Below are 17,930 nucleotides of genomic sequence, written 5' to 3' on the forward strand. Positions count from 1 at the left end.
CTCCCCCTTTAATTTTTCAACCCTTCGAATATCAGACTCATAGCTGATTCAAATGCCTCATCCGGGACGTCAGAGCGTTCCCAGTACACCCATCTCATTCCGAGGAACTGACCGATGGACATCAAACAATAGGCGACGGTTTCCTGGTCCAGCACCTTGAATTCACCGGACTCCATCCCTTCGGACAAACTTTTCAAGAACCCATTGGCAAGCTTCCCGTAATACCATTTGTATAAGTCGCGGTCCACCACGACAGCCTGCTGGACGATGCTGTACAAATTCGGATGATTCTTGACCCAGGTGAAGAAGGAGTAGAATCCCTTTCGCTGTGCTTCCTCGTATGTAGAAGCAGCGGTCATTCCTTCCTTGATGGCCAACCTCAGATCACGGCTGTAATTCCGGATCAGCTCGTCATAGATATCCTTTTTAGAAGGGAAGTAGTTATAGAAGGTCCCCTGAGCCACTTTGGCTTCCTGAGAAATATTCACGATGGATGTTTCATAAAAGCCTTTCGTCCCGAATATCTCTTCTGCTGCCTTCAGCAGTTTTTCCCTAGTTTCAATCCCTTTCGGTGTCAGCTGTTTCTCTTCGATCATGATTTTTTCTGACATATGAATCACCTCTCAGTTTTTATTATATTTAATATTCTAAAAATTACAATACAAAATTAGGATTTTTTTACTTTCCTAGGAAACAGTAAAAAAGCTCCCTTTAAGAGGGAGCCTATTGAATCCTCATCTTGAAAAGGAGTCCATCAATTCTTTCAATTTATTCGACGTGGCGGTGAGACTCTCGATTTCTGTCATGAACTCCGTTACAAGTTTGGCTTCTTCACTGGTGGACTGCGCAATTTCCTTAAAGTCTTCCTGCATCCTGCTCATGGACATCTTGATGGAAGACAATGTCTCTTCGATGGACAGAGTGGCATTCTTGGCATCCAGCGCGAGTTTCCTTACTTCTGTCGCCACGACTCCGAACCCTGCCCCTGCACTTCCCACCCTAGCTGCTTCGATGGCGGCATTCAGTCCGAGTAAGTTTGTTTGATCACTGATTCCTTTTATCGTGGTGGCCACGTCGGTGATTTTCGTTGACTGCTCCACTGTATTCTTCGTATTCTCTGAAATCTGTTCCGTAGTGGCGGACAGCTCTTCTGAGTGGGCAGCGATATGTTGCACCTTACCGAGAATCGACTCAGAGATCATGTCAATATTCTCGACAATCTGGTGGAACATTTCTTGTCTCTTCCTTGAAACGGCTGCATTGACTGCACCCACCACTTGGCCCGCTCCGTCCTTGATTGGAAATGAGATGCTGTCAAACGGGATCCCGAACTCTTCCTCGGGAACCTTCACGACCGTCGTTCCGGTCCGATTGACCATCTTATAGTTCAGATAGGCTTCAGGTAAAGGATCACCCGGTTCGTGTCCGAAATTCAGCTCTGAACTCGGGGAATAAAAGAGGTATTTTTCATGATCGAAAACGGTGATCATCGTTTCTTCCCTCAGTATTTCTTTAATGTATGGTACGGAATGTATGAATGCTTGAACTGAATCCATGGCCTTGACTCCTTTATATTCTTTTTCATGAAAATATATCGACATAATTTCATCAATTTGAAGCATTATGATTTCTTTTTCCTAGGATAAAGGTCATAATAGAACAGAAAGGAGAGTTTTACCATGACAAATATTGAAAATAAAGTAGCAATCGTAACCGGTGCCGGAAGCGGCATTGGCCGGGAAACAAGCATCCAGCTCGCAGCAAAAGGTGTCCGTGTTGCAGTGGTGGACCTTTCCGTGGAAGGCGGGAACGAAACCGTGAGGCTGATCAAGGAGGCAGGCTTTGAAGCATTCTTCATCCAGGCGGATGTAGGGTCAAGAGAAGACGTGAAACATTATGTTGAAAAAACAGTAGATACATACGGAACAATTGATATGTTCTTCAACAATGCAGGGATCGAAGGGGCCGTTTCCCCACTGGCTGAATATCCAGAAGATATCTTCGAGAAAGTGATCGATATCAATCTGAAGGGGGCTTTCTACGGGATGAAATATGTCCTGCAGGTGATGCTCGAGAATGGTGGCGGCTCCATCGTGAATACAGCATCCAACGCGGGGCTCGTCGGTTCTCCGGGAGTCAGCCCTTATGCAGCTACAAAGCATGGTGTCATCGGTTTGACCAAAACAGCAACCGGTGAGTACGCGTCCCAGGGCATCCGTGTGAATGCCATTGCCCCAGGTCCTACAGCGACCGGAATGATGGATCGCTTCACTCAAGGATCAGAAGAAGCGAAAAAAGCCGTAGAATCTGGCATCCCTGCCGGAAGGTACGGTACCGCCAAGGAAGTGGCAAGCCTGGTCGTCTTCCTATTAGGCGACGAAGCAAACATCATTAACGGTGCCGTGTATCCGATCGATGGTGGCCTTACTTCGTTATAAGTTTTGCAGTATCGACCCGTTTCGACACACGAAGCGGGTTTTTTGTCATTTATGCCCATAAGTTTGTCAAAAAACTATCAAAACCCCATATATTTACACCTTCCGCCCCAACCACCCCTAATTACCCATTTATTCTAAACTTTTACATAATTTGATTTTTATTTACACTAAACAAGCAAGAATCATGAATTGAGGAGAGATGTATATGAAAAAAATAGGTAAAGTCGTCGTTGCTTCCGCTCTTTCTCTCGGTCTGTTAACAGGTGTAGGAGGGTTCCATGCTCCATCAGCAGAAGCCGCAACCAATGGAACGACCAAATGTGAGTATGCCAAAATCTATCACTATGTAAAATCAGGTGACACCCTCTCCGGCATCGCAGCCAAGCACGGTGTATCTGTTAACACCATCATGAAGAACAACAACATTTCGAATCCAGACAAAATTTATGTCGGACAGAAGCTTTTCATTAAGTACAGCAACGTTCAAATATGTGACTCTTGATCAAAAGGAGCAGATCTTTTCAGATTTGCTCCCTTTTCATGTATAAATTCTCCCGTTCCCTCCATACTAATCTTTGTACAAGCAAACCTTGGGCTATAGCCAAGCGGTAAGGCATCGCACTTTGACTGCGACATGCGTTGGTTCGAATCCAGCTAGCCCAGTTAGAAAAGCGGAGGCGGGTTGCCCTGAGGCGACAAGCATAAGACGAAGACCCCGGAAAGGCGTTCTGTGCCTTTTGGGGGTCTTTGGCTTATGACCTCGAGCCTCAACCCGCCGGAGCTAGACATCAAGAAAAGCGGAGAGGGCTCGCCCTGAAGCGACAAGCATAAGACAAAGACCCCGGAAAGGCGTTCTGTGCCTTTTGGGGGTCTTTGGCTTATGACCTCGAGCCTCAAGCCCCCGGAGCTGGATGTCAAGAAAAGCGGAGGCGGGTTGCCCTGAGGCGACAAGCATAAGACGAAGACCCCGGAAAGGCGTTCTGTGCCTTTTGGGGGTCTTTGGCTTATGACCTCGAGCCTCAACCCGCCGGAGCTAGATGTCAAGAAAAGCTTCGACTGGACCCATGCCCTCCTCCCTCTTCATTCACACCTGTTTTTCAAAGCCAAATACAACATAAAAAAGCAGGCACTCCCTCGGGTGTCTGCTTGGCTATTCATATTGAATTTTCTTCATGCCATGTACCTCTAGCTGCTCTTTTTCAGTGCTCTCTTCTTTGACGCAAGTCCCTGGAGCCCCTCTGGATTGTAGCCGACAACCAATTTCTTACCATCTGTGAGAAGGGGTCTTCTTAGAAGCTTAGGCTCTTTGACAATCAATTGAATGACTTCGGAAAGTGGAAGGTCGTTGACGTCCTTGCCGAGGTCCTTGAAAGTCTGGCTTCTGGTTGCGAGAATCTCATCCAGTCCTTCTGTTGTGAGGGCAAGGAGATTCATGAGTTCTTCCGGGCTGGGGGTTTCCCTGAATAGGTGCCTTTCATTGAAATCGACGGCATTGGCGGTCAACCATTTTTTCGCTTTCCTGCATGATGTACAGCTTGGATACGTATAGAATGTTAAGTGATCCATTGTTTCATCCTCCTTGAAATCGTTTGTTCAAGCTTTGTTAAACATATTGTATATTACTTGTACAACATATGTACAGTATTATCCCTCGAAATTTGTGAACATTTTTTTAACAGGCTCACGATCTTCTTTGAACGGAAAAAGAAAGGGCTTGCGCATTTCCAATTCCAATACGTTTGAAATCCCTTTCAAAGTGGAACGATATGTACTATACTTCTTGTTGAGAGGCATGAATATCACTTTTCCGTCACAAAGTCCCAATAAACTGATATTTACTTTTATGGTAGATTTCATTTATAATTACTTACGACGGACAGAGGGTAAAGGAGGGTTTACATATGGATCGAATGTTCAGAGTTTTAGGATTTTGGACGGGTATCTTTGCAGTATTTTTTTACCTTGGCGACATGCCAAAGACATCATTACTATTCTTAGGGCAAACTGGGTTCTTCATTATGCTTAGTTATTTAAAGCTATCCGAACGTATGTATATTTATGTTTTCGGTGCCTACCTTACCGTGTTTTTCGCCGGCTTCACATATTGGACCACCTTTATGATGACCCCAGGCGCAGGAGGCCACTAAAAAAAAGCCTTTAGCTCAAATGCTAAAGGCTTTTTTTTAATATCCATTGAGAAAGGGATTCCCATCCATTTCATGACCGATGCTCGTTTCCGGTCCGTGGCCAGGCAGGACGATCGTTTCTTCAGGCAATGTCAGCAGATGGTCGTGGATGCTGGCTAGGAGCTGTTGAGGGTCCCCGCCGGGTAGATCTGACCTCCCGATGCTTCCCATGAAGAGAGTGTCACCTGCCACCACGATTTGCGCATCCCTCATATAGTAGGAGATGCTTCCCGGAGAATGTCCCGGCGTGTGGAACAGGTTCAAATGAAAGGAGCCGATCACCAAGCTCTGCTCATCAGTCAATATGTAATCCGCTGCTCTCGCGCTTATCTTGTCTTCCATCATGAACAGGACCGATCCATTCAAGGAAGGGTCGATCAACCACTGTGCTTCCTTTTCGTGTACATAGACCGGTATGCCGAAGCGATCACGCACATCATCCACTGCCCCGATATGATCGAAATGGGCATGAGTCAGTAAGATGGCCACCGGAGTGAGGCCCTCTTTTTCCAGCCAGCGGAGCAGGGTATCGGCGTTCCCTCCCGGATCGAAGATCAAGCAGTCTTTTTCATCGTTCCAAAAAACATAGCAGTTTGTTTGAAGCGGGCCGAGCGGAATTTGTTTCCATTCCAAATGTCATCACCTCCTTCTACGTCGTATGCTTCATTGTATCAGAAGCACTCCCATCATAGAAAGATTCTGTCGAATCAAAAAAGTCAATTTTTTGACCTCGACAAACGAAGCAAAAAAATATAAAATGTAAATGCGTGCATATTTGTACATATTTTGTGGTATTATGAAAGCGTTAAACTGAACGGAAAGGGGTAGGATTAATGGGTCTTGTCATCATCACAGCATTGGTTACACTTTTGGCATTATTCGCCGTCGTTAGTACGTTTAAGAATAAAAACGCCCTTGGGATCTTCTTTTCCCTTGCCACATTAGGGGTATTTGGGTGGTTCACGGTCATGACCGTCCTTCACTCCGGTTATCCTGGAGGACATTGATCTAAGGAAAAAGCCTCGTTCAGCTGAACGAGGCTTTTTTTGATCATGAGTCCAACTTTTTCTGGACGGCAGAAAGCTTGCCTTCCATGGTCGAGACCTTATCGCGCCGGTCATCGATGCGTATATTCGTTGCAACACGTTGAATCCCCTGTTGAAACGGTGATTCATGGATATCCTGGATCACTTGGAACAGGACAGGGAGCTCTCCCTCAATGATGGTATTCATCGGGGTGAGCTGATAACGGATTTTCCCCTCCGCTTCATATTGCTTCAAGATTCTCTGAAGGTCTGCCACATAGGAACTGACGCTTGGCGATTCAGTACCGATGGGGATGACCGTGACGTCTACGATGGCCATTATAGTTGTGCTCCTTTCACACTGAGTAGATGGATGATATTGCGATTGACCAGGGAGATGACTTTCTCCAGCTGGTTCCCGTACAAGCAGGCATTCCCCTTCGGAGCGCAGGTCAGTGGCTCAAGAGGGAGATCGGGGAACAATACCTTCTCCTTACCACTGAAAACATCCCACTCCTTCAACGAGAAGCCGTCTGTATCTGTATCTGCGGCCCCCTTCCCGTTCGAAGCGAACGTAAGAAAGCGACCTTTCCCTTCTATCATATCATAGTATGGGACCAGCCAGTCGGAATAGCGGCTCAGAAGCGATTGGGTAAAGGTCGATTGCTCGTCCCCTTCTGGAGAAAGGAAACGGTACTGAAAGATTCCTTTTTCATCTGTCGCCTTGATCGTCATGAGGGAATCGGAAAATTGATTGAAATGGATCAGATCCTCTGCAATCATCGTCCGCTTTCCATCGAGCAAGGATTTCTCCACCAGGGGAGCGGCGAGGGCGATGTCTTCTTTTGGCCAATCCTGGAAGATGACGGAATCATCCGATTTCCACTGCACGAAAGGTTGATCCGTATCAAGGGTGCTCACATTCTTACTGTTGATATCCACCAGGGAGACCTCGAAGCTCCAATCCTCGGCAAAGCTTGTGAGGAGCATTTCCCCAGGAGAGAATTCATTCCATGCGAAAGAGATATCATAGGATGGGATATCCTGCTCGAATGTAGAGTGTCCATCAGGATCGATATAGGTGACCGTTGCTAGATAAGAACCAGGAGAGGTCTGGACATAAATGCTTTTTTTATCAGGAGAGATACTGGAAGTGACATACGATGAGCCGGTCTCGAAAATCGTCTTTTGAGAACCGGTATAGATGTTATATTTATATAAGCGGGTGGTTTCATCCTTCGTGGCCACCGTCAGGATTTCGGAATCCGTGAGCCATCCGACGTTTTCCACAAATCCTTCTTCTTCAAGGTTTTCTGCTATGATGCTTTTTTCAGGCTCCTTATGAGGGGCTTTCACCCCATCGGAAGAAGTGCATGCCGATAGAATCGCCATGATCCCGATGATGCCACCTGCAATTGCGGCTTTATTCCACACTGACCCCTCTCCCTTCAACTGCTTTCTCTATTAGTACGTCCCACATTGGGAAACGTTTCAAAAAGATAAAAAAAAGATGGCTCAGGAGGCCATCTATAAAACGCCGATCAACGTTCCTATTCTTATCATACTCCATTTTTCTCCTATAGCGAAGGGGGTCACCACCATTTATATAGCGTAATGAGATAGATCCCAAGCGTATCCCTGTATATGGTATCGAATTGAGAGAGAGGGAGTGGATTGATCCCCTTGCCAAGCTCCAATGTGATACCTGTTTGCTGGAATTCTTGGATGTACCAATCCTTGAAACCTGCATAGCTGTCTACATAGCGGATCGATGCATATCCACTTGCCCTATTTATTTCTCCAGCGAGTCGCTCGGACTCTTTTGACTCTAGCCCTTCATATCCCCAGTAGAATTCCTTACCCTGGGTATGGACGGAGATCAGCCTTTGAAACCGTTCCTTTCTGGCGAGCTGTTCCATGGCCTTGGACTCCGGCTCGGATATAGGCAGGTGTCCTGTAAAATCACGGGGACCCGGTACGTTCACTTCCATGCGCCGCTTCTCGAATTCCCAGCGCGCAGGAAACTGTTTATTCAAATCGATCCCCCGGATGTTCGCTTTCCATCCGGTAAATTCGACCCGACCTCCATTCAATTCGATCAATTCCTCAGCCATCCCATCAGGTGGACCATTCAGTACAAGATCAACCCCATCCGGATTGACCATCGGAACCAGGGAGAGGGACACCGTCCGATACAGGGGCAGGATCGGGATCCCCCTCAAATCTTTGGAATTCGTCAAGGAAAGGAGATAGTCGTTCAGGAAGGTCATTAGAACTGCACTTGTAATCCATTCGTTCCCGTGGAAAGAACCGTTCATGTGGACCTTCCTCGCACCACGCCCGATCTTGCATTCCATCAGATCTTTTCCGAGTACACTTTTCCCGATTGCGGTCACCCTGATAAATGGATAAATCTCCTGTAAGAGGGTCATATCGTTCTGAAAGCTCACGGAATCGTAAGGCTGCTTCCCATTCACAATGGGCGTGACCACGCGCCTCGGGAGGAATAGCTCTACACCGGGCACGACTTCATTGGGATCGCTGTTCTCATTGATCAGTAACAAGGCATCTACACCGATATTGCGGTCACCCGCCAGCCCCCAAAGGGTGTCCCCCTCCCGGACCATGCAGGCCTCCTTGATGAAACCAGGCACCTCCACCATCTCGTCTGAATCAAGATGATCGGGGGCGAGTTCGGGATTTGAATCAACGAGCAGTTCGATAGGAATATGAAACAGGCTTGCATAGTACGACAGGGAATCACCTTTCCTTGCCTTTACTTTCATGAGACTCCTCCCATTTTATGCCTTTCTATACTCATATGATGTGGAGGGAGGTTCTATTCACCTGGTTCAAGTACACCATTTATTTCTGTAAAAGGGAGGGTCTGATCTGTGATGATCTTTTCAAGAGAAAGGATTCTAGGTTCACACTTGGCACCGATACTAATAGTAGCGGTTAGCTCCTTAGGAGAGTACACTACAGAATGCAGAGTACCAAAGAAGTGGTTGTAATCTTTGAAAAACAAAGGTGAGGTTGGTTGATTGAAATGCTGAAACATTTCGCGAGGCTTAAGGAAAGGCTCCAAGAGTTGATTAGCATAATGCCACCGATTCATTGAGCCTATAATGTTTTGTCGGTTCCATCCTCGCATGGCTTCTGATCTAAAATGATTTGTACACGCAAGGGGTGATTCCTTTATGGCATTGCACCCTTGAGGGCTAGTTTCGACTATGATGGATTTCCCTGAAGCATCTGTCATGGAATAGTTGTAACAGTATTTATGAGGCAGAACCTGAAGAAATTCGCATGCTTCATCCAGATTCGAACACAAATCCAATAACATCCGTACTATGATGGGTGCCACAAAACCTATTCCTCCACGCTCGCTGTTTACAAAATGAAGTCCCACCACTAAACCCTTTTCATTCATGCCATCCAATCTACCTAGCCGGTGCTGACTGAATCCAATCGATGTATAATGATCTTCAGAATGATTGATGAAAATCCTGCCATCATAAAGCTTATGGTGAAAATCGTAGTTCCTATAGTATTTTCCTGAATGGTCTACCAGGGCTGTACACCCCATTGGCGGCAGTTCAATATCAAAACCGCTGAATGATTTAAGTACCGATTCCAGTTCCCAATCCATTCCTTCCGCAAAGCCCGCCATTTCCTCCAAAAGGTGTGGAACAAATTCACTCAGTGCTGACCTAGCCTTTTCTGCATCAACACCGTTACCAAATGCCTTTATAGCTTCAATTTCGGTGCAAGTTGATGTCTTCTTAAACTCCCTCCCCATTTGCCTACCCTTTTGAAAATCAGTTCCGACTATGTTGAGGACACTTACTTTTAAAACCTCTTCACCCCTCATTTTCTCCCCTCCAATTAACGACTGGCAAAAGCAAATCATGCTGTGAAAAACTTGGTCCTCTATACCACTCTATGATTGGCCCTGCAGGATACCATTGGTTTTGCGATGCGTACTCCAAAAGTTGATTATAATGCTGTTTGATTTGCTCTTCAGCAATACTCACTGGTAACGCGATACATAGGCCCCCTTGCATGGTTTCCACATTTACATTATGTGGAATATCAATTCCTGTACATGCTTGTATACCGAATCCAATGTGGGCATGGACAAGGCTTTCTCCTGATATATATTTCAAGTACAGTGCATGAACAGGAACATCCAACTTTTGAAATTCTCTCAATCTTTCTCGAAATAGCGGGCCGAATTTACCAACATTTGCTGTTTCTTTATACCAAAGGATCGTATCTGGTGCCTTTTCAATTAATGAAACGTCTTGAAAATCCCCTTTAAGAAACCGAATACTATTTTCAAGGATTTCCACCCTTTTTTGTATAGTTTGAAGAAGGCTGTCGAGATAGTCCTCCCTTCTACTCGGCTCCTGGATTCCCTGCCACTGTTTGATATTTTCCAGTGGTACTTCAGCCAGCCTCAAGTTTGCGATCATACGAGCCTCTTTTACTTGTTCTTGACAATAAAAACGGTATCCCTTTGCATTTTTCTTCATTGGTGTGAGGAGCTCTTTTGTCTCATAAAAGCGAAGAGCACTCTTTGAGATACCCGTTCTTTGTGAAAATTCTTTTATCCCCATTAAAGACATCCCGTCACCCCTTCCAATTCATATGATACAGCTTCATGTAGGTTGAAGGTCAATTCTTTTTATTTACCTTTTTTCACAAAAGAATGAGATCCCCATGTAAGTGATCTGGTACTGTATTAAAAAAACATCCGACCAGACGGCCGGATGTTCAAGTTCTTAATGTAGGGCGTTTTTGACAAGCCAGGCGGCCCCGATCACCCCTGCATCATTTTCAAGTGTTGCAATATCGATGTCAGTAGACGTTCGCACCTTCGGGAAAGCAAACCGTTTGAAATAATTCATTACGGGATCCAGAAGGGTTTTTCCCGCTTTTGAAACGCCACCACCGATGACAATCTTCTCCGGATTGACGGCGTTTCCGAGATTCGCCAAACTCAAACCTAAATAGTAAGCAAGCTGATCTACGATCTTCAGAGCAAGGCTGTCCCCTTCTCTTGCGGCATCGAAAATCTGCTTTGATCCTAGGGACTCCAGGTCACGTAGCACAGAGGATTCTGTGGATGACTGGAGTTTCTCATGGGCGACCCTGACGACACCTGTTGCGGATGCGACGGTTTCAAGACAACCGGTCTTGCCGCAGTTACATGAATAGCCGTCTTTCGGAACAACGGTGATATGGCCGATTTCCCCGCCTGCACCCCTGACACCGTGAACAATCTCCCCGTTGGTGATGACACCTCCGCCGACTCCGGTACCGAGTGTGATACACACAAGATCTTTGGCTCCGTGTCCGGCACCTTTCCACATTTCGCCTAGTGCCGCGCAGTTGGCATCATTGTCGATGACCGCCGGCAGTCCTGTTTCCATTTCAATCAGGTCCTTGAGAGGTGTATGTTCACCCCATCCGAGATTGATGGCTTCATAGATGATTCCCCTTGTCTTTTCAACCGGCCCCGGTGCACCCATGCCGATCCCAACAAGCTTTTCCTTTGTGACATCGAGTTGTTCGAGCTTTACATCGATGCTTTTCGCGATATTGCCGATAATATGTTTACCGCTTTCCGATTTATCCGTGGGAATTTCCCACTTATGCTGGATCTCTCCGCATTCATTCAGGAACGCGATCTTCGTCGTCGTCCCTCCAAGGTCGACTCCTGCAAGCCATTTATCTACCATATTGAATCACCTGTCCTGTTTATCTTTTTCCCGTTCCATTTCACTGCGGAGCAGCAGCAGGGCCGTTTGGAATTCCTTCTGTTCGATGAGGTTGGAAACATAAAGCTCCCTTAGTTCCCCCTCCATCAGCTCGAGGTCTGAAAGACGATCCCCTACATAGATGATGGTACCGAACCGTTTCAATAATTGCTGGATATCATAGATTGTTTTCATGACCACACCCCGATTCAAATGTTCACTTTTAGAAGTATAAATGAAAATCTGCCTCTTCTCAATAAAATAGAAGGGGCTGGGCCAAAAGTGTTTTACTCATAGTAAAACCCGAATGGATTTGCCTACATCCAGACAAATTCATTCGGGTTTTTTAGCGGTTGATCGGAGTACAAGACGAAAACTCCTGCGGGATGAGCAGCTGATGTGAGACGGCTCACGGGCTACCCGCAGAAAGCGTAGTCTTGAACGGAAATCATGAGCGGTATTAAGAACCTACACTGATATTATTCGTCATGAAAGGGTCCCTTTTTAGTTTTGTCCCAGCCTCAACGGTCCGGGTCCTTAGGGTGAAGGAAACGCGGCCTCCGATTCTTAAGAGGCATGGGAGAACGGAGGAACACATCCCTGAAGGCCCTGAAGTTGAAGGGGATGAACGGCCACATATAGGGAATGTCGAAGGACTTCATCCTGGACAGCATCATCAGCCATAGGAAGACCCCGATGATGAAGCCGTAGACTCCCCACAGGGAGGTCATGATCAGCAGGAAGATCCTCACCAGGCGATTGGCAAGACTCATCTCATAACTTGGAGTCGAGAACGTGCCGATGGCTGCAATGGCAAGATAAAGGATGACTTCATTCACCAACAGGCCGACTTCCACGGCTACCTGACCGATCATCAGTGCAGCAACGAGACCAAGTGCCGTCGCAAGGGAAGAAGGCGTATGGATCGCTGCCATCCTCAGGATGTCGATTCCTACCTCGATCATGAGGAACTGAAGGAATAACGGGACTTCCCCGGACTCATTCACCCCTATATACGAGAGAGAATCGGGCAGGAGAGCAGGATTGATCGTGAACAGGTAATACAGCGGCAATAAGAAAATGGAACACCAAACTGCAATGAACCTGACGAATCGTAAATATGCCCCCACGGACGGTTTATTGCGGTATTCTTCCGCGTGCTGGAGATGATGCCAGAACGTTGTGGGAGTGATCATGACGCTCGGTGATCCATCCACCATGATGATGATATGGCCTTCATATAAATGAGCGGCCGCCGTATCGGGACGCTCTGTATAGCGCACCATGGGATACGGATTCCAGTGACGGCCGGATATGAATTCTTCCAGTGTCTTCTCACCCATGGGCAGCCCGTCAGTGTCGATCTTGGAGAGGGCATCCTTGATGCGATGGACAAGTTCAGGATCTGCTATGTCTTCGATGTAACTGACCACGATGTCGGTTTTGCTCCTTCTCCCTACCTGCATGTACTCCATCCTCAGGGATGGGTCCCTGACCCTTCTCCTGGTCAATGCCGTATTGAAGACGATCGTTTCCACGTACCCGTCGCGTGAACCACGGACCACCCGTTCAATATCAGGTTCCTGCGGTCCCCTTACAGGGTAGGTCCTGGCATCGATCATAATGACTTTATCGACCCCATCCACCACGAGTGCCGTCGGTCCGGCCAGTACAAGATCCACCACTTGATTCAAATCATCGACCTGTTCGATTTCGATATAGGGGATATAGGTCTTCAAAAGCTTCTGGAGGGCATCTTCCTGGAGCTGTTCCGGGTCCAGGCCCGAAAGGAGCTTCATCAGATAGTGCATGATGTCATCTTTTACAAAGCCGTCCACCATGAACAGGCCCATTTTCCTTTCGGCGTACTCCACATCGAGCTGGATGACATCGAAACTCTTATCGACAGCAAGGACTTCCCTTAAATAACTTGTATTTTCTTCAATTACAGATGAAACAGGTTTCTTTTCCTGCATGGCCATAGCGTTCACTTCCCATTTTTCACATTATCCTCACCATCTTTGACACATTCCCCTTCCGTCATACCTCTCATAATCCAGACTCCCTCTTCATAGATTGGATGGAAGGGACAAACTTTTGGAGTGGATGATCATGAAAAACCGGATAAAAGACGTTTGGCCGTTCCTCATCATCTTGGCATCTGCCATTCTATTGATTCAATTGCTATACAAGCCCGAGACAAGGGAGAGCATCATCTTCTTCCCTATTGACCAGAACGCCTCCTTCCTCTCAGCCTCGACCTCCCTGAACCTCACTCAACAGAAAGATCAGGTGGTGGACTGGACTGTAGCCTCTGAACTTGACACCCCGGCGTATCTCAGGCAGGATGTGGGACTTCTGTTCAGCAACGGGAAGCTGAAAGGCGTATTGAACAAATGGAAGCCGAACACCACCAGCCTGTACCAGAAAATGAAAGTAGAGGATGATGAGAGCAACCTCCTTCAGGCAGTGGCTTATCACTATGCTGAGATCCATGAAGGGGAAGACACCTTCAAAAGTGCACAAACCATGACCAGTGACCAGCTTTATATCATCGATTCCTCTTTCAGTCCCTTGGGCTCATTCAAAACGCCGACGACGGATGTGCAGGCCGAATGGAAGAAAAGCCTCGACCGGTTGGTCACAAAGACCGTTGACACTTCATGGGCCAAGGGAATGAAAGAGCTGCAGATCAATGCGGGGGACTATAACGCCCTTCCCTTGACAGAACTCCCCGCTTATTCAAGCCGCCCCTATCCCGGATTCACCCCTGCCCAGTGGGCAAAAGTAACGGGAAATCTATGGGAGGGCCTCTATAAGAATTATGCAATAGGCATAAAAAAAGAGGATGGAGCCATCCTGAATCCAGTGGACAGCACCATCCCCCTAATCCTTCTAAAAAAAGACCGCAAGGAAGTCCTTGTATTGATCATCGACAAGAAAGGTGAGGCTTCGCTCCTTCGCCAGGCGATTTCCTATTAATATTCTTGTTTCAGGTAGTCGTAAAGCTCTTTAAATTTCTCATTGGAAGCCGAAAGTTCGTAGGCCCTCTCGGCATGTTTGAGGGCTTCTTCCCTTTTCCCCTCTTCACTTTGTAAGATGTAGGCAAGATTATAATGGGCTTCCGGAAGGGATTCATCTTCCTGGATGGCCTTTTTGAGGTGTTCCTCTGCCTGATCCATTTTGTTCAGTTGGATTTCTGCGTAGGAAAGTTGAAAATACACAATGGCATCGGGATCGCCTTTTTCTGCCACCGGTCTCAAAAGCGCTTCCGCTTCCTCCCATTTCTCTAAGGCAAGCTTTTCCGCAGCCATGGCATTGACATGGTCCACACTCATTTTAAGTGGATCGTCGTTCCATCCCCTATTGATGGACAGGGAAAGGATGATGATCATGACGGCAAGGAACAGCAGCTGCCTGATCTTCTTACCAGACTTCGGCACACCTACAATACCTGCCATGATGAAGCCTCCCACCACACCACCAAAGTGCCCGGCGTTATCGATTCCCGGGAGAATGAATCCGATGACGAGATTGAGAGCGAATACGACGATGATATTATTGCCCATCGTACGGAAAAAGATCGTTGGATGAACGGTGCCGAAATACAATAGGGCTCCGAAACATCCGAAGATCGCCCCGCTCGCACCTGCCGAAACCGTATCGGTGAACAGGAAGCTCCCGAGTGACCCCATGATACCTGCGACGACGTAGACCAGGATAAACCTGAATCTCCCGTAAATCCGCTCGACTGCTCCCCCCAGATAGAACAGGGCGACGCTGTTGAAAAGGAGATGAATCATGCCGATATGCAGAAAGACCGGGGTGATCAGACGCCACCATTCCCCTTCAAGCATGAGCGGTTTGTACTTGGCTCCGAAGCGGATGAGGGTTTCAGTATTGTGACTTCCCCCGTTCAGTTCCAAAATCCCGAACATAACCACCTGGATAGCGATGAATAGGTATGTAAAAAAGGGTTTCCCCGATTGGAAAAGACTTTGCTCTTCCTGGATCCGCCTCCTGGCAGAGGTGAGGGCAAGCCCTCTCATCCATTCCACATCACGGTCCCCGATATCCTGAGGCAGATCCCAGTCCCCCCCGCCGAGCACAGGATCGTTTCTCAGCGTTTCCTTGTAGCGGGCGGACTCGACAATCAAGGGGGTGACCGTCACATTCCCCCTGCTAACAGTGTCCATTCCATCATCCACAGGAGGATAAGTGGATACATAAATCGTTTGGATGTTGAGCTTACGCTTACGGAGTGATTTACGCAGGTTCTCTCCGTTCTGAAGGACTAGTTCCATATCCCGCTCCATCCAACGGAAGAAATCCAGATCCTTCAACCGGACGCGGACGATGCCGGCTTGTTTCATCCCCGTATTTTCAAGCCACACTTCCCCGTGTTCATCGGATTGATGGATAAGTCTGTACTGTTTCCTTTCCACCAGATGATGAACGATTTTCCAAAACAGATAGTGATTCGTCAGATCCACTCGTCTTCACTACTTTCATTGAGTATAGATGTTACCCATACTATACCGGACAGTCGAAAATAAAGAAATGAAAAAGCCCGTATCCATTGGATACGGGCCATGCATTACCGGAATGTACTCTGTATGAACTTTGAGCGTATTGCCGGAATCCCCATCATCCACCTGACCGCCCATTTCCTCAGGAAGCTGCTTCCGAGGATGAGGTTAAGCAACCTGTAGCGATTGGGAACGAGCATGAATAAGACGAGTCCTGCTATCAACCATTTCATCCATCCGTTCATCTTGATCCCTCCTGATGATAGTTTGGATGAATACGGTGGAACTTATGCCAGAACTTTTCTTTTTCACCAGAAAAATAAAACCGGTAAAATGCCGGCAATTAGACAGGAAAGGAAATTCACCATTTCATTGGTCATCCAGGGGATTCCCCCTGTGTGCACCGTAGCCATGCCGCAGTGCTCATGGGATTCCGTTTCCAGTCCGCATTCAGGGCACACCGAGCGGGATTGGATCGTCCCTCCGATCACCGTATCGAAAACACTCCCCAAAAATCCAGCTGCTGCAATCACTCCCGCTCCCCCCAGGGAGGTGCCTGGAAGAAGGAGAAGAGAAGCTCCAGCGATCAGTAAGGCTCCCCCGGCTGATGCACCGGTTCCGAGGATGGAAACCCCGCCTGAGGTTCCCCGTTCCACCTTCCTGAAGGTGAGGAAGTGACGGGGTGCCTCTTTCGACAGGGGGCCGATTTCAGAAGCCCATGTATCGGAATTGGCCGAGGCGATGGCAGCAGCGAATCCCATGGTCCACACAGCGTCACCGGTCCAAAGGGCCAGGATGGCAAAGATTGCCGGGACCCCACCGTTTGCCGCTACCTGCTCCCAATCCCTGGTTGACGACTTGGCCAGCTTTTCTTCCACTCCCGCCTTCTCCTCTTTCCTGAATGCAGAAAACAAGGAAGAAGTGATGAAGAAGAGGAATAGGAGCATCAGGCCCTGAATCCCGCTTCCGAGCACAATCAAAGAACCAACCAAGAAGGCCATTCCAGCACCCGAAGCAGTGAGGAATTTCAACTTCCATCCCGCCGCTGCTCCCCCCACGATTCCTATGAATGAGAAGATGAATTCAATCCCCACAGTGGATGATCCCGGATTCTGTGACGATCTTTTGGACAGGGAGATCAAATGACTCAACCGGGACTTCCGCAACCAGCTGTTCGTCTGCAGCCAGTGAGATGGTCGTCCCTTTGTATCCCGTCAGGATCCGGTCGTAATAGCCCCCGCCAAAACCGAGGCGATATCCATCGGTAGTGAAGGCAAGTCCCGGAACGATCATCAGGTCGATCTCATCCAAAGCAATCGGTTCAGCCTCTTTCGTCCTCGGTTCGTAGAGTCCGTAATAGACTTGTTCAAGTTCTCCGAAGTCGTTCAGGGCATAGAAATCCATCCCCCTCGTCTTAGGCAGGCACCTTGGCACGACCATGATCTTTCCTTCTTCCCATCCCCGTTTCACGATCCCCCATGTATCGATCTCCGGTGGTTTGGATACGGTGACGGCAATCACCCTGCTGCCGGTCCAATCGCCGGAAGTAAACAGGTTCTGTTCGATCCTATACCCTTTTTGTTTCCCCGTGGCGAATGGGATGTTCGCAAGCTTCTCAAGCTGCCTTTCCCTCATGATTTGCTTCATGGTCCCACTCCTTCCTGTATGTTGTACCTTCATTATATAGAATCTTGTTGTGAAGAACACCCGTCTCATGAAAGGTACCCATTGGTTCAGGTAAAAAAAGAGACCGCATCCTTTTGGGATCCGGTCTCTTTTTTTACATTATTTTGTTTCACGGTGCAATGTAACACGCTTCAATTTCGGGCAGTATTTTTTTAGCTCAAGACGGTCTGGATTGTTACGCTTGTTCTTCGTTGTAATATAGTTACGCTCACCAGTTTCTGTGCAAGCTAAAGTAATGTTTACACGCATTATAATTTCCCTCCAAACATTAACATGTTCTTCTCATCATACGACTTTTCTA

At 47.5% G+C, this 17,930-nt stretch carries 22 protein-coding genes and 1 tRNA gene; 6 read left to right on the forward strand and 17 right to left on the reverse strand.

Going from position 1 to position 17,930, the window contains the following annotated elements:
* Window positions 1-8: 8 nt before the first annotated feature.
* Both D5E69_RS14735 and D5E69_RS23885 read right to left on the reverse strand, forming a co-directional pair.
* Entirely contained in the window at window positions 9-611 is a 603-nt protein-coding gene (locus tag D5E69_RS14735; RefSeq protein WP_048006075.1) for a TetR/AcrR family transcriptional regulator, read from the reverse strand.
* 123 nt (window positions 612-734) lie between these two features.
* Entirely contained in the window at window positions 735-1,556 is an 822-nt protein-coding gene (locus D5E69_RS23885) for a methyl-accepting chemotaxis protein (protein WP_048006404.1), read from the reverse strand.
* Between the two features lie 123 nt (window positions 1,557-1,679).
* Between D5E69_RS23885 and D5E69_RS14745 the strand changes: the two genes are divergently transcribed.
* The 3 genes from D5E69_RS14745 to D5E69_RS14755 all read left to right on the forward strand — a co-directional run bounded on the left by D5E69_RS14745 (window position 1,680) and on the right by D5E69_RS14755 (window position 3,101).
* A complete protein-coding gene (locus D5E69_RS14745) occupies window positions 1,680-2,438 on the forward strand; it encodes an SDR family NAD(P)-dependent oxidoreductase (RefSeq protein ID WP_048006076.1) in 759 nt (252 codons plus the stop codon).
* A 205-nt stretch (window positions 2,439-2,643) separates the two neighbouring features.
* The gene (locus D5E69_RS14750; RefSeq protein ID WP_048006077.1) at window positions 2,644-2,940 is read left to right on the forward strand and encodes a LysM peptidoglycan-binding domain-containing protein; all 297 of its coding nucleotides are present in this window, start codon (window positions 2,644-2,646) and stop codon (window positions 2,938-2,940) included.
* A gap of 89 nt (window positions 2,941-3,029) precedes the next feature.
* A tRNA-Gln gene (locus D5E69_RS14755) sits at window positions 3,030-3,101 on the forward strand.
* Between the two features lie 522 nt (window positions 3,102-3,623).
* Here D5E69_RS14755 and D5E69_RS14760 read toward each other — a convergent pair.
* Window positions 3,624-4,004 (reverse strand): Spx/MgsR family RNA polymerase-binding regulatory protein, encoded by a 381-nt coding sequence (locus tag D5E69_RS14760; protein ID WP_048006079.1) that lies wholly within the window; start codon window positions 4,002-4,004, stop codon window positions 3,624-3,626.
* 335 nt (window positions 4,005-4,339) lie between these two features.
* On the opposite strand from D5E69_RS14760, the gene D5E69_RS14765 reads away from it, so the two are divergent.
* Window positions 4,340-4,585 (forward strand): DUF2626 domain-containing protein, encoded by a 246-nt coding sequence (locus tag D5E69_RS14765; RefSeq protein WP_048006080.1) that lies wholly within the window; start codon window positions 4,340-4,342, stop codon window positions 4,583-4,585.
* A gap of 36 nt (window positions 4,586-4,621) precedes the next feature.
* Here the strand turns inward: D5E69_RS14765 and D5E69_RS14770 are convergent, their stop codons facing one another.
* A complete protein-coding gene (locus tag D5E69_RS14770; protein ID WP_159129866.1) occupies window positions 4,622-5,257 on the reverse strand; it encodes an MBL fold metallo-hydrolase in 636 nt (211 codons plus the stop codon).
* A gap of 200 nt (window positions 5,258-5,457) precedes the next feature.
* Here D5E69_RS14770 and D5E69_RS14775 point away from each other — a divergent pair, with 200 nt between their 5' ends.
* Window positions 5,458-5,631 (forward strand): DUF2759 domain-containing protein, encoded by a 174-nt coding sequence (locus tag D5E69_RS14775; RefSeq protein ID WP_048006082.1) that lies wholly within the window; start codon window positions 5,458-5,460, stop codon window positions 5,629-5,631.
* Between the two features lie 43 nt (window positions 5,632-5,674).
* Here D5E69_RS14775 and D5E69_RS14780 read toward each other — a convergent pair whose 3' ends face one another.
* The 8 genes from D5E69_RS14780 to D5E69_RS14815 form a co-directional block, all read right to left on the reverse strand.
* A complete protein-coding gene (locus tag D5E69_RS14780) occupies window positions 5,675-5,989 on the reverse strand; it encodes an MTH1187 family thiamine-binding protein (RefSeq protein WP_048006083.1) in 315 nt (104 codons plus the stop codon).
* On the reverse strand, window positions 5,989-7,083 hold the full coding sequence (locus D5E69_RS14785) for a YqgU-like beta propeller domain-containing protein (RefSeq protein ID WP_159129867.1): 1,095 nt from the start codon (window positions 7,081-7,083) through the stop codon (window positions 5,989-5,991). Before D5E69_RS14785 ends, D5E69_RS14780 begins: the two co-directional genes overlap by 1 nt.
* Window positions 7,084-7,241: 158 nt before the next feature.
* On the reverse strand, window positions 7,242-8,435 hold the full coding sequence (locus D5E69_RS14790) for a M14 family metallopeptidase (protein ID WP_048006085.1): 1,194 nt from the start codon (window positions 8,433-8,435) through the stop codon (window positions 7,242-7,244).
* 53 nt (window positions 8,436-8,488) lie between these two features.
* The gene (locus D5E69_RS14795; RefSeq protein ID WP_048006086.1) at window positions 8,489-9,523 is read right to left on the reverse strand and encodes a C45 family autoproteolytic acyltransferase/hydrolase; all 1,035 of its coding nucleotides are present in this window, start codon (window positions 9,521-9,523) and stop codon (window positions 8,489-8,491) included.
* The gene (locus tag D5E69_RS14800) at window positions 9,513-10,280 is read right to left on the reverse strand and encodes a MerR family transcriptional regulator (RefSeq protein ID WP_048006087.1); all 768 of its coding nucleotides are present in this window, start codon (window positions 10,278-10,280) and stop codon (window positions 9,513-9,515) included. Before D5E69_RS14800 ends, D5E69_RS14795 begins: the two co-directional genes overlap by 11 nt.
* A gap of 156 nt (window positions 10,281-10,436) precedes the next feature.
* The gene (locus D5E69_RS14805) at window positions 10,437-11,396 is read right to left on the reverse strand and encodes an ROK family glucokinase (protein WP_048012608.1); all 960 of its coding nucleotides are present in this window, start codon (window positions 11,394-11,396) and stop codon (window positions 10,437-10,439) included.
* Between the two features lie 6 nt (window positions 11,397-11,402).
* On the reverse strand, window positions 11,403-11,609 hold the full coding sequence (locus tag D5E69_RS14810) for a YqgQ family protein (protein WP_048006405.1): 207 nt from the start codon (window positions 11,607-11,609) through the stop codon (window positions 11,403-11,405).
* Window positions 11,610-11,935: 326 nt separating this feature from the next.
* Window positions 11,936-13,390: a spore germination protein gene (locus D5E69_RS14815; protein ID WP_370295454.1), complete on the reverse strand. Its 1,455-nt coding sequence runs from the start codon at window positions 13,388-13,390 to the stop codon at window positions 11,936-11,938.
* 136 nt (window positions 13,391-13,526) lie between these two features.
* Between D5E69_RS14815 and D5E69_RS14820 the strand changes: the two genes are divergently transcribed.
* Complete coding sequence (locus D5E69_RS14820) at window positions 13,527-14,396, forward strand: hypothetical protein (protein WP_159129868.1); 870 nt, start codon at window positions 13,527-13,529, stop codon at window positions 14,394-14,396.
* Here D5E69_RS14820 and D5E69_RS14825 read toward each other — a convergent pair.
* The 5 genes from D5E69_RS14825 to rpmG form a co-directional block, all read right to left on the reverse strand.
* The gene (locus tag D5E69_RS14825) at window positions 14,393-15,907 is read right to left on the reverse strand and encodes a rhomboid family intramembrane serine protease (protein WP_048006090.1); all 1,515 of its coding nucleotides are present in this window, start codon (window positions 15,905-15,907) and stop codon (window positions 14,393-14,395) included. The genes D5E69_RS14820 and D5E69_RS14825 overlap by 4 nt on opposite strands.
* A gap of 104 nt (window positions 15,908-16,011) precedes the next feature.
* Window positions 16,012-16,188: a hypothetical protein gene (locus D5E69_RS23395; RefSeq protein ID WP_200843188.1), complete on the reverse strand. Its 177-nt coding sequence runs from the start codon at window positions 16,186-16,188 to the stop codon at window positions 16,012-16,014.
* Window positions 16,189-16,251: 63 nt separating this feature from the next.
* On the reverse strand, window positions 16,252-17,037 hold the full coding sequence (locus D5E69_RS14830; protein WP_048014692.1) for a DUF92 domain-containing protein: 786 nt from the start codon (window positions 17,035-17,037) through the stop codon (window positions 16,252-16,254).
* On the reverse strand, window positions 17,027-17,590 hold the full coding sequence (locus D5E69_RS14835; RefSeq protein ID WP_048006092.1) for a 5-formyltetrahydrofolate cyclo-ligase: 564 nt from the start codon (window positions 17,588-17,590) through the stop codon (window positions 17,027-17,029). Before D5E69_RS14835 ends, D5E69_RS14830 begins: the two co-directional genes overlap by 11 nt.
* Window positions 17,591-17,728: 138 nt before the next feature.
* Complete coding sequence (gene rpmG / locus D5E69_RS14840) at window positions 17,729-17,878, reverse strand: 50S ribosomal protein L33 (RefSeq protein ID WP_064091498.1); 150 nt, start codon at window positions 17,876-17,878, stop codon at window positions 17,729-17,731.
* Between the last annotated feature and the right edge of the window lie 52 nt (window positions 17,879-17,930).

The organism is Rossellomorea marisflavi, from assembly GCF_009806575.1.
GTDB lineage: Bacteria > Bacillota > Bacilli > Bacillales > Bacillaceae_B > Rossellomorea > Rossellomorea marisflavi_A.